Source organism: Sivoneniella epilithica UHCC 1019, from assembly GCF_040830845.1.
GTDB lineage: Bacteria > Cyanobacteriota > Cyanobacteriia > Leptolyngbyales > Leptolyngbyaceae > ULC077BIN1.
This window is the reverse complement of the sequence record NZ_JBFPDP010000007.1, coordinates 144,128-159,510: the sequence shown is the minus strand read 5'-3', so window position 1 is coordinate 159,510 and position 15,383 is coordinate 144,128. Positions and strand designations below refer to the sequence as shown.

Annotated in this window: 17 protein-coding genes; 8 read left to right on the top strand and 9 right to left on the bottom strand. The window is 46.1% G+C overall.

Going from position 1 to position 15,383, the window contains the following annotated elements:
- Positions 1-239 precede the first annotated feature (239 nt).
- The 3 genes from AB3R30_RS07095 (at position 240) to AB3R30_RS07085 (ending at position 2,602) form a co-directional block, all read left to right on the top strand.
- Entirely contained in the window at positions 240-866 is a 627-nt protein-coding gene (locus tag AB3R30_RS07095; protein ID WP_458648456.1) for a serine O-acetyltransferase, read from the top strand.
- A gap of 86 nt (positions 867-952) precedes the next feature.
- Positions 953-1,966: a glycosyltransferase family 2 protein gene (locus tag AB3R30_RS07090; protein ID WP_458648455.1), complete on the top strand. Its 1,014-nt coding sequence runs from the start codon at positions 953-955 to the stop codon at positions 1,964-1,966.
- A gap of 21 nt (positions 1,967-1,987) precedes the next feature.
- On the top strand, positions 1,988-2,602 hold the full coding sequence (locus tag AB3R30_RS07085; RefSeq protein WP_458648454.1) for a molybdenum cofactor guanylyltransferase: 615 nt from the start codon (positions 1,988-1,990) through the stop codon (positions 2,600-2,602).
- Here the strand turns inward: AB3R30_RS07085 and mreD are convergent.
- The 3 genes from mreD to AB3R30_RS07070 all read right to left on the bottom strand — a co-directional run bounded on the left by mreD (position 2,599) and on the right by AB3R30_RS07070 (position 5,099).
- On the bottom strand, positions 2,599-3,162 hold the full coding sequence (gene mreD / locus AB3R30_RS07080) for a rod shape-determining protein MreD (protein ID WP_458648453.1): 564 nt from the start codon (positions 3,160-3,162) through the stop codon (positions 2,599-2,601). The genes AB3R30_RS07085 and mreD overlap by 4 nt on opposite strands.
- Complete coding sequence (gene mreC, locus AB3R30_RS07075) at positions 3,159-3,992, bottom strand: rod shape-determining protein MreC (RefSeq protein WP_458648452.1); 834 nt, start codon at positions 3,990-3,992, stop codon at positions 3,159-3,161. The genes mreD and mreC overlap by 4 nt, the downstream gene beginning before the upstream one ends.
- A gap of 105 nt (positions 3,993-4,097) precedes the next feature.
- The gene (locus AB3R30_RS07070; protein WP_458648451.1) at positions 4,098-5,099 is read right to left on the bottom strand and encodes a rod shape-determining protein; all 1,002 of its coding nucleotides are present in this window, start codon (positions 5,097-5,099) and stop codon (positions 4,098-4,100) included.
- A 530-nt stretch (positions 5,100-5,629) separates the two neighbouring features.
- Between AB3R30_RS07070 and AB3R30_RS07065 the strand changes: the two genes are divergently transcribed.
- Complete coding sequence (locus AB3R30_RS07065; protein ID WP_458648450.1) at positions 5,630-5,998, top strand: single-stranded DNA-binding protein; 369 nt, start codon at positions 5,630-5,632, stop codon at positions 5,996-5,998.
- 218 nt (positions 5,999-6,216) lie between these two features.
- Here the strand turns inward: AB3R30_RS07065 and AB3R30_RS07060 are convergent, their stop codons facing one another.
- The gene (locus AB3R30_RS07060; RefSeq protein WP_458648449.1) at positions 6,217-6,951 is read right to left on the bottom strand and encodes an SIMPL domain-containing protein; all 735 of its coding nucleotides are present in this window, start codon (positions 6,949-6,951) and stop codon (positions 6,217-6,219) included.
- Positions 6,952-7,133: 182 nt separating this feature from the next.
- Complete coding sequence (locus AB3R30_RS07055) at positions 7,134-7,514, bottom strand: phage holin family protein (RefSeq protein WP_458648448.1); 381 nt, start codon at positions 7,512-7,514, stop codon at positions 7,134-7,136.
- Positions 7,515-7,609: 95 nt separating this feature from the next.
- On the opposite strand from AB3R30_RS07055, the gene AB3R30_RS07050 reads away from it, so the two are divergent.
- Both AB3R30_RS07050 and AB3R30_RS07045 read left to right on the top strand, forming a co-directional pair.
- Positions 7,610-8,605 (top strand): ABC transporter ATP-binding protein, encoded by a 996-nt coding sequence (locus AB3R30_RS07050; RefSeq protein WP_458648447.1) that lies wholly within the window; start codon positions 7,610-7,612, stop codon positions 8,603-8,605.
- Positions 8,602-9,390, top strand: a complete 789-nt coding sequence (locus AB3R30_RS07045; protein ID WP_458648446.1) for an ABC transporter permease — start codon at positions 8,602-8,604, stop codon at positions 9,388-9,390. Before AB3R30_RS07050 ends, AB3R30_RS07045 begins: the two co-directional genes overlap by 4 nt.
- On the opposite strand, the gene AB3R30_RS07040 is transcribed toward AB3R30_RS07045, so the two are convergent.
- The 4 genes from AB3R30_RS07040 to AB3R30_RS07025 all read right to left on the bottom strand — a co-directional run bounded on the left by AB3R30_RS07040 (position 9,298) and on the right by AB3R30_RS07025 (position 12,967).
- Positions 9,298-10,464, bottom strand: a complete 1,167-nt coding sequence (locus AB3R30_RS07040) for a sensor histidine kinase (RefSeq protein ID WP_458648445.1) — start codon at positions 10,462-10,464, stop codon at positions 9,298-9,300. The two genes, AB3R30_RS07045 and AB3R30_RS07040, sit on opposite strands and share 93 nt — an antisense overlap.
- Positions 10,465-10,563: 99 nt before the next feature.
- Positions 10,564-11,715 carry an FIST signal transduction protein gene (locus tag AB3R30_RS07035; RefSeq protein ID WP_458648444.1) on the bottom strand — a complete coding sequence of 384 codons (1,152 nt, stop codon included), beginning with the start codon at positions 11,713-11,715 and terminating at the stop codon, positions 10,564-10,566.
- A 218-nt stretch (positions 11,716-11,933) separates the two neighbouring features.
- Positions 11,934-12,566: a hypothetical protein gene (locus AB3R30_RS07030; protein WP_458648443.1), complete on the bottom strand. Its 633-nt coding sequence runs from the start codon at positions 12,564-12,566 to the stop codon at positions 11,934-11,936.
- An 83-nt stretch (positions 12,567-12,649) separates the two neighbouring features.
- Positions 12,650-12,967 carry a YkvA family protein gene (locus AB3R30_RS07025; protein WP_458648442.1) on the bottom strand — a complete coding sequence of 106 codons (318 nt, stop codon included), beginning with the start codon at positions 12,965-12,967 and terminating at the stop codon, positions 12,650-12,652.
- Between the two features lie 384 nt (positions 12,968-13,351).
- Here AB3R30_RS07025 and msrA point away from each other — a divergent pair, with 384 nt between their 5' ends.
- Together msrA and AB3R30_RS07015 are read left to right on the top strand one after the other, a co-directional pair.
- Positions 13,352-13,810 carry a peptide-methionine (S)-S-oxide reductase MsrA gene (gene msrA, locus AB3R30_RS07020; protein ID WP_458648441.1) on the top strand — a complete coding sequence of 153 codons (459 nt, stop codon included), beginning with the start codon at positions 13,352-13,354 and terminating at the stop codon, positions 13,808-13,810.
- A gap of 134 nt (positions 13,811-13,944) precedes the next feature.
- The gene (locus AB3R30_RS07015; protein ID WP_458648440.1) at positions 13,945-15,279 is read left to right on the top strand and encodes a hypothetical protein; all 1,335 of its coding nucleotides are present in this window, start codon (positions 13,945-13,947) and stop codon (positions 15,277-15,279) included.
- Positions 15,280-15,383: the final 104 nt, after the last annotated feature.

The following is a 15,383-nucleotide window of genomic DNA, read 5'->3' as shown; positions in this document are numbered from 1 at the left end:
CTCTCTTCTACCGTTCTCTCTCAAGCCAAAAGGGTTCTTGACCCATTTCGCCTGATTAGTTTCAAGATACAAGCTTGCTTGCTTCCCGCAGGGTGGGCAACCCGCTGTAAAACTGTCCGAAGTATTGCTTTAAAAAACTAGTGTTTTTATCAAAAGTGGGAATACTAAGCAGCAAAAGTCTGAAGCTTAGATTCCTTTGTTCAAAAAAATCTGACAGCCAACGGTAGGATTGATTCTACATGCCCCAAAACCTCACCCAAACTGTAAACGGTCACTTTCCTCCCAATCAACCTCTAGGGTTATGGCAGCAAATTACTGAAGACTGGATTGCCCACGGGCGCGATTGGACGAAACCTGGTTTTCGCGCGATCGCCGTTCACCGATTTGGCGTATGGCGGATGACGCTATCGTCAAAGCTGCTGCGTGCCCCCTTTAGCGTGCTGTATCGAATGCTATTTCGCAAAGTGCGAAACACTTATGGTATTGAACTGCCCTATACCACCCAGTTAGGTCGCCGGGTGATCATTGAACATCAAAGCGCTATCGTCATTCATGGATACTGTGAAATTGGCGATGACAGCATCATTCGTCAAGGTGTGACTCTCGGAAACCGCTATTTGGAAAAACCATTGGAAGCGCCCAAGCTCGGCGCACGGGTAAATGTAGGTGCAGGCGCAAAAATTTTTGGAGCGGTCACCATTGGCGATGACGCTAATATCGGGGCTAACGCCGTAGTCTTAATCGATGTACCTGCTGGAGCGACGGCAGTGGGGATTCCTGCCAAAATTATTAAGGCGAAATCAGCATTTCCCTCTGAAAACAACTGGACTGGAAGCGAAGATATAGAAGCAATCCAGACCATCTGATCTAAGTTTTTTGATTGCTATAAACTAGTAAGCTCACTTTTTTGTTGCATTTGTACACTGTTTCTCTCACTTTGTGGTAAGTCGCTATGTCTCCTGAACTTCAGCTTGAAGAAAAAAATCGTTTACTTGTTGTCACGGTCAACTATCGAACGGGTTCCCTAGTTGTTGATAGTTTGCGATCGCTTAAAGATGAAATTCAATCGGTGCCGGGAACCAAGGTTGCCGTTGTCGATAATCATTCGGGTGACGACTCGGTGGAAAAAATTGGCACGGCGATCGCGGCGGAAGGCTGGCAAGATTGGGCAACGCTCTTCCCCTCAAAACTTAATGGAGGTTACGCCTATGGCAATAACTATGCCATTCGTCCCGCCCTTAAAACTGCTAACCCACCTGACTATTTCCTGCTGCTCAATCCCGATACGCAAGTGCGCCCCGGTGCCCTCAAAGCCTTAGTCGATTTCATGGATCACCATCCAGAAGTTGGGATCGCTGGCAGCAGTTTTGAAGAAGCCGACGGCAAACCCTGGCCATACGCATTCCGGTTTCCCAGTGTTTTTAGCGAATTAGACTCCGCCCTGCGGCTTGGCGTTGTCTCCAAGCTGTTATCTAAATGGATTGTGGCAAAAGTCATGGGCAATCAGGAAGAGCAAATCGACTGGTTGCCCGGTGCCAGCATGATGATTCGGCGACAAGTGTTTGAAGCGATTGGGCTGATGGATGAAGGATACTTTCTCTATTTTGAGGAGACTGATTTTTGCTTGCAAGCGCGGCGGGCAGGATGGTCTTGTTGGTATGTGCCCCAAAGCCGAGTCATGCATATTCTAGGGCAAAGTACAGGCGTGACGGCTACCAACCAAGCGCCTAAACGTCTTCCCCAGTATTGGTATGATTCTCGTCGCCGCTATTTTCTGAAGAATCACGGCTGGTTTTATACGGCACTGGTGGATCTTGGTTGGCTCAGTGGTTACAGTCTTTGGCGGGTGCGGCGAGTATTGCAACAAAAACCAGATACTGATCCCCCAAAGATGTTGCAAGACACCTTTCGCAACAGCGTATTTTTAAAGCAAGGGATTCCTTGCCAGAAACTTCCTAGCCTTTAAGAAAAACTCTGAATCAATGGTATGAATCCTGCGATCTCAGTGATCATCCTTGCGGGAGGGCAAAGTTCTCGTATGGGCAGAGACAAGGCGCTAATTAGGGTGGAAGGCATCCCGCTATTACAGCGTACCTGTGCGATCGCGTTGCAGCGCGCTCCTGAAGTGTTTGTGGTCACGTCTGCCCTGAGAGACTACTCTAAAGTTGTGCCCGATCGCTGCATTTTAATTAAAGAACCCCTTCTAGCAAACGAGTCTAAACCACAAGGACCACTCGTCGGGTTTATTCAAGGATTAAAGCAGGTTAAAACAGAGTGGGTCTTGTTGCTAGCATGTGATTTACCCAGGCTGAACCAGGAAATTCTGCAACGCTGGATGCTGCAATTGCCACCGATTAATGATGTAATTGCTCTGCTCCCTCAAGGCGAAAAAGGGTGGGAACCGTTATGTGGGTTCTATCGAACTGATTGTTTACCCAGCCTAAATCAGTTTAGGCAGCAAGGGGGGCGATCGTTTCAGGGGTGGTTAGCTCAAGCCTCAGTCCAGACCATTCAGTTCAGTGATGATCCCGATACAAAGCGACAAGAACAGGCAATGCTGTTTAACTGCAACACGCCAGAGGACTTACGGCAAATTAGCTAAGACTGTTGTTCCAACAGACTCATTTGTTGCCACCAGCGATTCAGCGGAAAATAAATCACCGGTGCCCATAGGCTGCTGAGAACTGCTGATCCCAACGCGATCAGTTGGTGATAAGTCCAGATTTCTACTAGAGAGCGATCGCCCTGAATACTATACTGAATCGCTGTCACGGTTTCTGACATCACCGCCATTGCAAAAGCAATCAGGGCAACTGAAATAAAATCTTCTCGGAGATACCGCTCTTTTCTCAATCGAGCCGTTAAAATGCCCACCAGCATCAAGCTAACAACATGAGTGGGCGTATGAGCCGTCATGCCATCTTGAATGAGTCCTAACGCCAAACCTGCTAATGCACCCTGCACCATTGAGCGCTTGACACTCCAAGCCACTACCCAAATGAGTAGCCAGTTCGGTCCGATTCCTGCCAACTCCATGCCAGGTAGTCGTGTGGGCGAAATCATTAAGCAGAGCAGAACCGACAAAGTCGTCACGGCACAGTTCACGACCACACGAGCGCCAGGACGATCTTGCAATCGCTCAAACAAAGACTCCTTTCTCATAGCGGTGATTCTACTGGCTCAGACTGGGCGGGAAGAGAGCCACCTGGATTTTGATTAGGTTGCCCAGCGTTGGATGGCACAATCTGAACAGATGGTTTGTGAGGATACACGATTGCCCATTCTAAAAAACTAATCGGAGTCGATAACTCAATCAGGGCTTCAGGAGCAGGACTTTTGTTTAAATCTATTGATTGCACCCGCCCAATGGGTAAGCCTGCCGGAAATAGTTTACTTAAGGAGGAAGTCGTAATTACATCCCCTTGGCGCACATCAGGAACCTTATCAAAAAATTCCATGATGGCGCGATTGGATGTTTGTCCGCGCACATACCCCATATTACGACTGCGGCTAACCGTCGCCCCAACGCGGCTGGAAGGATCGCTTAGCAATAAAGCGCGGCTGGTATGGGGGGTTGCAGACGTGACTCGTCCAACGACTCCACCCGGAGCCATCACAATAGAACCGGGCTGAATGCCGTCTTGAGTTCCTCGTCCTAATATCAAGTGCTGCCACCAGTGATCAGCACTCCGACCTACAATAGGTGCAGTAATTCCTGACTTTTTGGTTTCAGCAATATAACCAACGAGCGATCGCAACTGTTGATTTTGACTTTCTAGCTCTGTTAAACGCTGCTCTAGCTCTTGAACCTGAGCATTTTCCAATGCTGCTTTGCGCTCTAAATTGGGCTGAAAGGGGAAGGTCAATAGCTTATAAGCTTCATACAAAACTGCGCCCTCAGTTTGACGTAAAAAAGCAGCAGAGCCAAGAGCCAGACTCGCTAAAATAATCTGTAAGCGATGACGATCCCACCAGCGGCGTAGCGTAAACATGCAATAAACAGGGTTGCGAAAAGGCTAATTTCCCATTCCGACCATCAGGATAAATTCATTTTCAAAGTATAACAGTTGAAGGAATCTATGCGGCGTTAGAGAAACTTAGAAATTGCGAGAACGACCACTGAAGACCCGTTCTAGCTGTTTGAAGTTCTCCAATACTCTACCCGTACCTAGCACAACACAACTGAGTGGATCCGCCGCAACATGAACCACAATTCCGGTTTCATGACTAATGAGTGTATCTAGTCCCTTGAGGAGAGCGCCACCACCCGCCAGCATAATGCCGCGATCGATAATATCTGCCGCCAGTTCTGGGGGAGTGCGTTCTAAGGTGCGCTTGACCGCATCTACAATTACCGAAAGGGGTTCTGCCATACTTTCCCGAATTTCAGCACTTTTCACAGTAACTGTCCGAGGCAAACCAGAGAGCAGATGCAAGCCGCGCACATCCATCTGAGCCTCGTCATCAATGGGGTAAGCCGAGCCAATCGTGATCTTAATTTCTTCGGAGGTTCGCTCACCAATGACCAGGTTATGAATTTTCTTCATGTAGTGGGAGATTGACTCATTCAATTCATCGCCTGCAACTCGTACAGACTCGCTCAAAACGGTTCCCTGCAAACTGAGAACGGCAACTTCTGTGGTGCCTCCGCCAATATCGATAATCATATTTCCAGTGGGTTCAGCAACGGGCAGCCCTGCCCCGATCGCCGCAGCAACCGGTTCATCAATTAAGTAAACATCACGCGCTCCAGCTTGGGAGGCAGCATCCATCACGGCTCTGCGCTCAACTCCAGTCACCCCGCTAGGAATGCCAATCACAATTCTGGGAGCAACAAGGGTTTTTCCTTCGTTCACCCGCGCAATAAAATGCTTGAGCATTAGCTCGGCAGTATAAAAGTCTGCAATCACCCCATCCCGGAGTGGACGAAGCGCAACGACGTTACCGGGAGTCCGTCCCAACATCCTTTTTGCATCTTCTCCAACCGCCAAAGGAACATTCTCGTCTTGATCCATTGCCACCACCGATGGCTCTTGCAAAACAATCCCTTTGCCCGACACGTAGACCAACGTATTGGCAGTGCCAAGATCGATACCCATATCCCGTGACAGGGAAAAGCGACTGAAAAGACCCACTAGTCTCTATGCCTCAAAGAATGAACAAGTTAAATTCAATTTAAAGTGCGATCGCTGGAAACAAATCAAGTGTATTAAATCAATAGATAATCTAAAGGGGATTCTATTATGCTTTTGCTTACTCGTCTAGGTAGAAGGGAGCCTTTATATAGGAACGACCCTACGAATTTGACCTAATCTAAATTCGACCTATCCAGGTAAGCAACCAATTTCATCCGTAGAATATATTGTGTATTAACTACAAATTGCGATATTTATGCCCTGAGCCTCTCACTTTACATCAAATTCCCCTTTTTATTAAAAGGATTCTGATTCCTAATTAGCTAGCTTCCCTGAAGGACTTGCTGCAAGTGTTTTTTCGACAAGATTAGCCTGAAGCGATAAGATCGTATGTATTGTTTTAGTGGAATAAGCTCTATGAGCTATAGGTAAAATCTTCGATTAAAATAAGTGGTCTTGCTAATACTGCGCTTTTACTTTCAACGAGATGAATTATGAGTTTAAATGTTGTGACATTAGTAGGTCGAGTTGGGGGAGATCCTGACGTTAAATATTTTGAATCGGGAAGTGTTGTTTGCAATTTGACTTTAGCAGTCAATCGTCAATCTAAGAATAATGACCAGCCTGATTGGTTTAACTTAGAACTCTGGGGAAAAACCGCTGAAGTAGCAGCAAATTATGTCCGTAAAGGCAGTTTGATTGGCATTACAGGCTCGCTCAAATTTGATAGTTGGAAAGACCGAAATACTGGAGCGAATCGGTCTAAACCAGTGGTGCGGGTTGAACGGATGGAACTGTTGGGTTCTAAGCGTGACAACGAAGCTGAGGGATCAGGTGGGGGAGGCTATCAGGATGAGTTTTGAAGACTGGAGAGGTGAAGGAAATCGATCTGTCTCGCTATTCACCTATTCATTTTCGGCGTTGCTGATTGCAGCTATGATTTCCCTCATCCCCAACCCTTCTCCCCAAGGAGAAGGGAGCTAGAAATCTTATCCCCTCGCCCGTTGGGAGAGGGCTAGGGTGAGGGCAAATTTAGGCGTTCATAGATCAATTCAGCAACGCCTCATTTTCAATGCCTTCTTTAGTAACTGATTTGTAAGGTAACGGAAGCTTCAACCTGTTGGTCTCCACCAATCACAGGGCTAGGTGCGGCGGCAGCTTTGAATTCCATTGCGTCTGCTCTCATTGGGCGTGGAGGCGGTGTAAAAGCCCCATTAATTTGGATGCCGACGATATCTTTACGAGTCAAATTGAGAACGTCTAATACGGCATCAGCTTGGGCTTGGGCATCTTGGGTGGCTTCTTTTAGGGCAACTTTTTGGGCACCTGCGATCGCGCCTTCTGTGGCAATAAAGCTGACTCCATCCACTCGCGTTGCGCCTGCTTTGACGGCATCATCCAGCAATGCTCCAGCCTTGGAGGTGACGACCCGAAAACTCACGATATTGCTAGCGCTGTACCCTGTTAAAGTTTGGTTGCCGTTGTCATAGCGATAGGTGGGGTTTAAATTGATTCCAGTGGTTTCTAGCTTTTCGACTTGGCGCGACTTCAGCAAGTCAACTACTGCATTAGAGCGCTGAGCCACAATTTTTTGCACCTCGTTTGCAGTTTTCCCTTGAGCTTCTACCCCAAGCCGCACTTGAGTTAATGTCGTGGGTACAAATTCCGTGCCCCGTCCGCTGACTGTCAAGGTTCGCAGCAATTTTTCTTGGGCGATCGCAGGCGGCATCAGACATAGACTCGTGATCCCCAGCGTCATCACAAACGGTTTCCAAGAGCGCCCTAGCCATTGATGAGCTAGCGTTGATGATTTCATGAGTAATCCCCTCACAGACAAATTAAAGTATTAGGATGTTCTCACTTTGCCATTAGCAGCCCCATTGCTGGAACCTGGTTACAGTTTTGGAACAAAATCTTAGAAATTAATCCTAAAAACAGTAGAGAGACGTTAAGTACTTAACGTCTCTCTACATAATTCGAGAGTCGAGAACGAACGCTCTAGAAGAATGTTGGAACCACGTTAGGAAAAACTAACCCCAACACCTTAAACAGCACCGAATTAACAAACGTGAGCGCGATCGCACCCAAAATTGCGCTGATGATACCGTTCCGCAACCGGAAGCCTTCGATTAACCAGGCAGATAAACCAAAGATAACCGTGTTAACGACCAGCCACAAAATCCCCAATGTGAGAACGTTGATAATCTTACTGCCAGCCATCCAGCCTAAAGCCCAACTCAATATCCCAAACACAACCCCAGCCAGTAGTGCTTTACTAACGCTATCTACTTCAATTCCCAGAAAAGGAATTTTTGAAATGATCAGCAGTGCGATCGCGGTCACAATAGCCCCAACAAGAAACGGAATTAAAAAATCCATGACATCTTTCTCTCAATATGTGAAATTACATTAGAGGGAGCAGTTAGCTAAGGTCAAGTGCATTTTGAAGTCTGTAAGGAAAATATAATTTAGATATGCCTGCTATTTCGGCTGAAAATCTTAGCAAACGGTATCCAATCACCGTGAAGGAATCGGGCTTTCAGGGAACTGCCCAGCACTTTTTTCGCCGCAACTACCAGACTGTAAATGCGGTGCAGGCGGTTTCTTTTCAGATTGAACCTGGAGAAGTCGTCGGTTTTTTGGGAGCAAACGGAGCCGGGAAAACAACCACGCTCAAAATGCTAACGGGGCTGATTCACCCATCCGAGGGCACGGTTCAGGTGGCGGGATATGTGCCATTTCAGCGAAAAGCAGGATTTTTGCGAAAGATTACGTTGGTCATGGGGCAAAAACAGCAGTTGATCTGGGATCTCCCAGCGATGGATTCATTGCGGATCAATGCGGCAGTTTATGGCATTGGCGATCGCGCCTTTCAGCAGCAAGTCAGCGAACTCACCGAAATGCTTTCCCTAGAAGGCAAACTCACCCAGCCAGTTCGCAAGCTATCTCTGGGAGAGCGGATGAAAGCAGAACTGCTGGCTGCCCTGATCCATCATCCCGAAGTCTTGTTTTTAGACGAACCAACCTTGGGACTAGACGTGAATGCCCAAGTGAGCGTTCGGGAATTTTTGCGCGACTATAATCAACGCTTTGGAGCAACCGTTTTGCTCACCAGCCACTACATGGCAGACATCACCGCCTTGTGTCAACGAGTGCTAGTGATTCACCAAGGAGGAATGATTTACGACGGAAGTTTAGCCGGTTTAGTCGATCGCTTTGCGCCCTGCCGCGAGGTGACCGTAGAACTTTCCGAGGTATACCCGATTGATCAACTCTCTGGATATGCCGATGTGGAAGCCGTGGAAGATCTGGCAAAAGGTCAGACTGTAAAATTTTTAGTATCCCAAGAAGCACTGACGCAAACCGTGGCAAAAATATTGGCTGACTTAGCAGTAATCGATTTAGCAGTGACGGAACCTCCGATTGAAGAAGTAATTGGGCGCGTGTTGCGATCGGGGTTAGCCACATGAATCGCATTGCCAGAATTGCCCGTGAACTGACCGTCGTTTACTACGCTTACATGGTGGAATATCGGGCGGAACTGGTACTGTGGGTGCTGTCTGGCTCGTTGCCCTTTATCCTCATGGGCGTTTGGATGCAAGCCGCCCAGACAGGGCAATTTGGACTCTCTCCTGTACAGTTTGCTCGCTATTTTCTAGCCGCATTCCTGGCAAGGCAATTTACGATTGTGTGGGTGATTTGGGAGTTTGAACGAGAAATCGTAGAAGGGCGCTTGTCATTCCGATTATTGCAGCCCCTCGATCCCATCTGGCACTATCTCGCCTCCCACCAATCCGAGCGGCTGGCGCGTCTGCCCTTTGCGTTTGTGCTGATTGGCGTGTTCTTTCTGCTATATCCTGCTGCTTTTTGGATACCTAGTTTGGGAACGTTGGTGCTGTTTTTAGTAGTGATCACGCTTGCCTTCCTCCTGCGATTTTTGATGCAGTATACGCTGGCAATGTTTGCTTTTTGGACAGAGCGGGCTAGCGCTTTGGAGCAATTTTGGTTTTTATTTTACTTGTTTCTTTCTGGCTTAATTGCCCCGCTGGAAGTATTTCCGCCTGCTGTCCGTGAGTTTGCCCTGTGGACTCCATTTCCCTATCTAGTAGGTTTCCCTGCCAGTATTTTGGTAGGGCTACCTGTGGATTTGGGACGAGGGCTGCTAGTAATGGGTGGATGGAGCGCAGTGTTTTTCGGAGTTTATCGGTGGCTCTGGCGCAAGGGTTTGCGGCATTATTCGGGGATGGGGGCATGAAGGAGCTTGAACAACTGCCTGTTTGATCGGGATCTCGATGATAAATTCGGTGCCAACCCCAAGGGCGGAGATGCAGCGAAGTGATCCTTGATGGCGAGTCACGATGTCGTAGCTGATAGACATGCCTAATCCGGTGCCTTTGCCCACGTCTTTAGTGGTAAAAAATGGGTCGAATAGCCGACTGGTAGTGGTTTCATTCATACCCAAGCCGTTATCAATAAAATGAATGGCGATCGCGCCTGTTCCTAATAGTCGAGTCCGAATTGTAATAATGCTGGGATTTTCTTGAATCTCGGCAAAAGAGCGGTAGCGATCGCGGTCTTCCAACGCATCGATCGCATTTGCCAAAATATTAATAAATACTTGATTGATTTGCCCTGCATAGCATTCCACCTTGGGCAAATTGCCATACTCTTGCACAATTTGAATACCGGGATGATCAAGTTTTGTCTTAAGGCGATTTTGCAAAATGGTTAAGGTGCTATCGATGCCTTCATGAATATCGATCGCTTTAACCTCTGCTTCATCTAAACGTGAAAAAATGCGGAGCGATCGCACAATCCCACAAATGCGATCGGTGCCAATTCTCATTGAGCCAATAATTTTTTTCAAATCATCGCTTAAAAAGTCTAAATCAATCTCTTCACTCAAACTTTCGACGACTTCTCCAGGATTAGGGCAATGCGTTTGATACGCTGAAATGAGCCGCAACAAATCATGAATATAGTCTTCAATATGAGCAATATTGCCATGAATAAAGTTGACCGGATTATTAATCTCATGGGCAACTCCTGCCACCAAAACACCCAATGCAGACATTTTTTCGGATTGCACTATCTTTGTCTGCATTTGATGCAAGTTAACAAGAGTCTTTTCTAATTCGCGGCTCTTTTGTTGTAGGTTGCGCTCAGACTCTCCCAACTCGTCAATCACTTGCCTCAATAACGCTTGCTTTTTGCTCTGGATTTCATCTTGCTCAAGCGCGTTTACTTCGCAGCGATCGAGTTTTTTTTGCAGTACTCGGTTTGCCTTTTCTAACGCTTGAATCTTTTTTTCGTAATCCATTGGTTCCATGAGTTCATTTCCCAATCAAATATTTATTGCGTCAACGTTTGGATAAGCCATTCAAAGGGGATTCATTAGATACGTATTTCACTCACCCAGTAGATGTATTCAAATGATTAAGTCGCCCAAAAGTAAGGTCACAAAAGTTTCGTTGTGAATTTGAGCTTCTCCGTTCTCTATTGGCGAAATTTCTGCATAAGAATAAAAGCCGCAGCTTGTGACCGATGAAGACAAGGATGTTTCGGCAATTTGATACTCTTTTTCTACTTGAACACCGAGGATGCGACGACGACCTGCACAGGAGAAAAATAAAGCGGCTGTAGGAGTTCCTGAAAAGCCAGCCAGGGCATTTTCTAAGGATTCCTTGGCAGCAGATAGGATTTCTTCCCGTTTGCCAAGGGTAATTTGGACAATGGACTGCTCTGGAATTTCGTCCAAGATAGTAATACTGCCCGTGTTTGGATCATGTGCCCAAGGCGCTCTCAGATAAAACTGATCAGACTGTGGCTCAAATACTGCTAGGGGATAGTCTCCTGAAGGGGGCAATCCGCCGAGGTAGCGATCGTAAAATTTCAGCGCTGGCTTGCCATCAATTTCACAAACTTGTCTTTCGTGAGTTCTAGTCACACGCCCTTGTTCTCCAATAGGTTTCCAGCCGCTAGCGACCCCATGAGAAAACTGAAGTTCTCCCGCAAAAAGCAGCATGACAATTCCATCGCTGAATGATTCGTTTTGATAAAACTGATGGGTTTGTTGAAATTTCCAGGAGTCGGCAGCGCATCCACCAAAAATCGGAAAGGTTTGCCCTAGCCCTTGCTTTAGCTGCTCTAGGGTTTGGCTGCTGCGGCTGGTTAATACATCAAAAACGGTGATGCACAGTTGGGGTTGTAGATTGGTTTTAGCTTTTGCTTGGGCGATCGCTGCTTGAGTTGCCGCTGTCACATTGTCAGATAAACCGTGTCCCACTCCTGCCACAATATCAATCGTATCGGAGCAAAATAACATCAGCACTAGAGAATCTTGCTGAAACCCCAGTTCAGAAGAGATTTCGCCATCGGTGGTGCCTCCAATCAATTCAATGTTGGGATATTCAGCCTGAATATGCTGCAAAATCAAGAGATAGTTAAAATCAATAGCCGCGAATAGCAAGCCTGCTTTAGGAACGTTTCCGGCTAAAGTTTTGCGGCACTGCTGAATGATTTCGGCGATCGCATTGTCTGAATTTGGGTCGTTACTGTGCCCAACCGCAACTTTCAACATTGTTTTTCCAAAGTTTTTCTAAAAAGGAACCGTATTTGTTAAAACATCATTCTGTAAACCTCTAGGCTACCCGGTAAATTCACGTAAATAAACGCTTTACACAAAAAATTCTTTGACCCTATAAAAACTTTGAACGCCAAAAGCCAAGAGGTCAGGTCATTCTCCTCTTGGCTTCCGAATATACTTGTAAAGTATTCAGTATTTATGCTGAATTTATCCTAAAAATGCTGATTATTTTTTTCAGCCATTTTGGCACCCATTTCTATGTGCATTCGTTGAATCGGATCTGGAGCGCTGACGGTTGCTTTCGCTTTCGTAAACCACACTTTTGCCAGTTCCCAAAGTTTTTCAAGTTGTTGTTTAAGTTGCTGATAGCGATCGCCATATTTTTCCGACAGTTGAGCATCCACAGAATTGAGGCGAGTTTTCACTTCAGCGTAGCGCTCCATCAAAACGGCATACTGCGGAGAGCGTTTCACCGCATTTAGCACCGCCGCCATTAACGATTGCATATCCGCAGAAGTCTGATTGCCAGAAGCTTCGATTTCCGCCAATGCGCCCCCAATATCCGCCGCCGTGTGATTGCTCTCATGGAGTCCTTCCACAATCCCTTCCACCGATGCGTTTACTTCTGCTTGCGTGTTGTTGCCTGTTTCATTCAGAATCTCGATCACACTTGCCATGCTGTCTTTGGCGATCGCCCGAACTCCGCCCGAACCGTCTTTCACTTCTGCAATAGACTGGGCAACAGCAGTTTTGAAAATCTCACGAATTTTTTCAACTCGCAACCCACCTTCTGCTTTTGCTTTTTGCAGATCAGCGGTGATTTTTTCTTGAATCATACTAGTCATAGAAATCTCCTTTAACACTGTAAAAAACTGGATAGATAAAAGAATTTTTACTCACAAACATCTCAGAAATAACTGAGTTTGGACTAACTAAGGGAAACACTTTCAACATCAATTACAGATGTTTCACTGTTTACGATTGAGCTATTAGAAAGCTTGTTTTTTTGGGATTTAAGGCGATCGCTCATCATCTGAGAAACTTCTGAAACAAGTACTGCTGCAATTAAGCCATCATCAATCATGCCAGCGATCGGTAAAAAGTCTGGGAGTGCATCAAAGGGATTGAGCAAATAAACTAAACTTCCTAAAATCAAATACCAACGCCATTTAGGATGACGAATAGTACTGCGATACCAATTAAAAATCCAGTTCGAGAATGCTTGCACTGCAAATATGTTTTTCATTTGATTCTCTCTGATTCACCTATTTATCATCCCAAACTGATCTGAATAAATCTGGTGTGGAGAACCTCATAATTTGTCGTAGTAATCCCACTTTTTGGGGTCAGCCGAACTCAATTGAGCGGTTATCCGAAAGAGGGAAGAGGGAAGAGGGAAGAGGCGGAAAGTTATACCGTTTTGAGTTTTGAATTTTGAGTTTTGAATTGTAGAAGCTTTACTCAGTCACGGTCTAAACCTAAGATCTTTCGCCTCCTCTGTTTAAATTGGTGTTAGAGCATCACTGCATTGAGTTCCATAAACTCTGGAAATCAGCGCTACCATAAACTTTCTCCTCTGCACAAAGTTCCCCTGTCCCCTGTCCCCTGTCCCCTATCCCCTGTCATAACCATGGAAACAGCAACCTTTGGAGCCGGATGTTTTTGGGGCATTGAAGCCGCTTTTCATCGAGTTGAAGGCGTACTCAAAACCTCTGTTGGCTATATGGGTGGACATTTTGAAAACCCAATTTATCTAGATGTTTGCGCTCGAATTACCGGACATGCTGAAGTAGTGCAGGTGGAGTATGATCCAGCGATCGCGCCCTACACCACCTTATTAGACTTGTTTTGGAGCATTCATGATCCCACAAGCCTAAATCGACAAGGAGCCGATCGCGGCGATCAATATCGCTCCATCATTTTCTTCCATACTCCAGCCCAAAAAATAGCTGCAAACCAGTCTAAAAATGCTTTACAGCACTCTGGAAAGTACGATTGCCCCATCGTCACGCCTATTGAACCCGCTGCGAAATATTGGCTCGCTGAAGAGTATCACCAGCAGTATTACGCCAAAAAAGGACGGCGCTGACTCCATTTTCAGCCTTGTGATGCTTAACATTCCCTCAATCGCTGCATTATTCAGTCTTTAGGCAGTTGTTTAGATGATGGTTAGCGAGTAGTGTGCAACTGGACAATGTGCGGCTAGAAAGATGAGGATTTTAAGTGGATACTATTTTGGAACGAGCCAAAGCGCTAAAGCAAAGATTAACGGATTTTGTTTTAGAGGCTGAAGGAGATACGGCGATCGCCCTCGAAACCTTCAGTGCTGACCAATCCACTCGGTCTTACCAATCAGAATTGCATCAGCGCAACTTGGTTGTTGATCGCTTTTTAGTAGAAGGAACGGTGAACGATACCACACCGATTCAATTATTTTTAGAGCAGCTAGACGCACCCACCGAGGGCGATCGCGCCTTATTGCAAAGTTGGCATCGGGCATTCATCGGTTTATTTGAAATTGTGCAAGTTTTACCCGACGGGTTTGAACTACTCAACTGGACAACCGCCAAGCACTATCGCGTTAAACCGCTGGATGGAACCGCTTGGCAAACCATGGCACGGCTGAAGGTTGGCGAAATCTTGCTGACTCAAATCGCGCCCCTAACGGACAATGAATGGATACTTTTTAGTGATTGGACATCGCTTGGAAAGCTCGGTAAACCTAAGCTGGCAGTAGCGATCGGTAACTTTAAGAAAGCCTATCCAGCGTTTCTCTATAGCGATGCACCTGAATTAGAAGCAGAAGCATGGCGATCGGTTGAGCATTACCATCAAGACTTTTTAGACTTTTTTGGCAGTGATGAAGTTACACTACCGGGATATCAATTCAGCAAAAAACTAGCTGAGTTTCAAACCTACATTACCCAAAAGCAAACTGAAAGCGCGGGTCTAGATGAGTCACTCACCTTAGCAGAGTTAGCCGAAAAAACAGGCACCTCTAAAGACGAACTCACCGCTACAGCAGAAGCATTAGGTGCAGATAGAAAAACAATCACTCAAATGCTGGACAGTAGAGCTTCCACTAAAATGGTGGCTCCTCAAGTTGAATTACCAACTCACCTAAAACAAGCCGAACAAGTGACGGCTTTAACTCATCCTCAATGGGGGCAACTCTTTTTAACACTCTATCAAGCATTCAAAACACTGTTAGAAAGCGATGATTGGCAGACTAATCCCAACACTGAGAAACAAACCCTTCAGTTTTTAGAAAACGCTGAGGTGAATAGCTTTGTTTGGCATCGACTGGCAACTCATTATCCAACAGTCCTACAATCTATTTTGCAAGTTGTTTTGAAACGTCCAGAGTTTAACTTGCAACAGGATTTGGATGCACTTTTGTTGGAAAACAAAAAGTCTTTAAAGCCAACATTGCCTGAAATTGCGAGTGTTCCTCTTCATCTACATGAACTATTTCAAGATGCAGTCTTGGAGGTGAGCAAAGATCGATCAAAATCTAAAGTGAAACAACCTAAATCAGGATTTGGGAGAAGAAAATAAGAGCATCCTAACTACTCTAACTTTTAGCTCTCTATCTTTAGGCTATACGAGCTTACTTCTCTAGAGGGACGTGTCTTACAGGTTGACTCGATACTATGAGGTCA

Excerpts from the sequence above, each read along its gene's own strand:
- AB3R30_RS07055 (WP_458648448.1), bottom strand. The coding sequence starts at position 7,514 with ATGGATTTTTTAATTCCGTTTCTTGTTGGGGCTATTGTGACCGCGATC.
- mreC (WP_458648452.1), bottom strand. The coding sequence starts at position 3,992 with ATGTTTACGCTACGCCGCTGGTGGGATCGTCATCGCTTACAGATTATT.
- AB3R30_RS07035 (WP_458648444.1), bottom strand. The coding sequence starts at position 11,715 with ATGTTGAAAGTTGCGGTTGGGCACAGTAACGACCCAAATTCAGACAAT.
- AB3R30_RS07045 (WP_458648446.1), top strand. The coding sequence starts at position 8,602 with ATGAATCGCATTGCCAGAATTGCCCGTGAACTGACCGTCGTTTACTAC.
- AB3R30_RS07095 (WP_458648456.1), top strand. The coding sequence starts at position 240 with ATGCCCCAAAACCTCACCCAAACTGTAAACGGTCACTTTCCTCCCAAT.
- AB3R30_RS07050 (WP_458648447.1), top strand. The coding sequence starts at position 7,610 with ATGCCTGCTATTTCGGCTGAAAATCTTAGCAAACGGTATCCAATCACC.
- AB3R30_RS07090 (WP_458648455.1), top strand. The coding sequence starts at position 953 with ATGTCTCCTGAACTTCAGCTTGAAGAAAAAAATCGTTTACTTGTTGTC.
- msrA (WP_458648441.1), top strand. The coding sequence starts at position 13,352 with ATGGAAACAGCAACCTTTGGAGCCGGATGTTTTTGGGGCATTGAAGCC.
- AB3R30_RS07040 (WP_458648445.1), bottom strand. The coding sequence starts at position 10,464 with ATGGAACCAATGGATTACGAAAAAAAGATTCAAGCGTTAGAAAAGGCA.
- AB3R30_RS07025 (WP_458648442.1), bottom strand. The coding sequence starts at position 12,967 with ATGAAAAACATATTTGCAGTGCAAGCATTCTCGAACTGGATTTTTAAT.
- AB3R30_RS07060 (WP_458648449.1), bottom strand. The coding sequence starts at position 6,951 with ATGAAATCATCAACGCTAGCTCATCAATGGCTAGGGCGCTCTTGGAAA.
- mreD (WP_458648453.1), bottom strand. The coding sequence starts at position 3,162 with ATGAGAAAGGAGTCTTTGTTTGAGCGATTGCAAGATCGTCCTGGCGCT.
- AB3R30_RS07030 (WP_458648443.1), bottom strand. The coding sequence starts at position 12,566 with ATGACTAGTATGATTCAAGAAAAAATCACCGCTGATCTGCAAAAAGCA.
- AB3R30_RS07065 (WP_458648450.1), top strand. The coding sequence starts at position 5,630 with ATGAGTTTAAATGTTGTGACATTAGTAGGTCGAGTTGGGGGAGATCCT.
- AB3R30_RS07085 (WP_458648454.1), top strand. The coding sequence starts at position 1,988 with ATGAATCCTGCGATCTCAGTGATCATCCTTGCGGGAGGGCAAAGTTCT.
- AB3R30_RS07070 (WP_458648451.1), bottom strand. The coding sequence starts at position 5,099 with ATGGGTATCGATCTTGGCACTGCCAATACGTTGGTCTACGTGTCGGGC.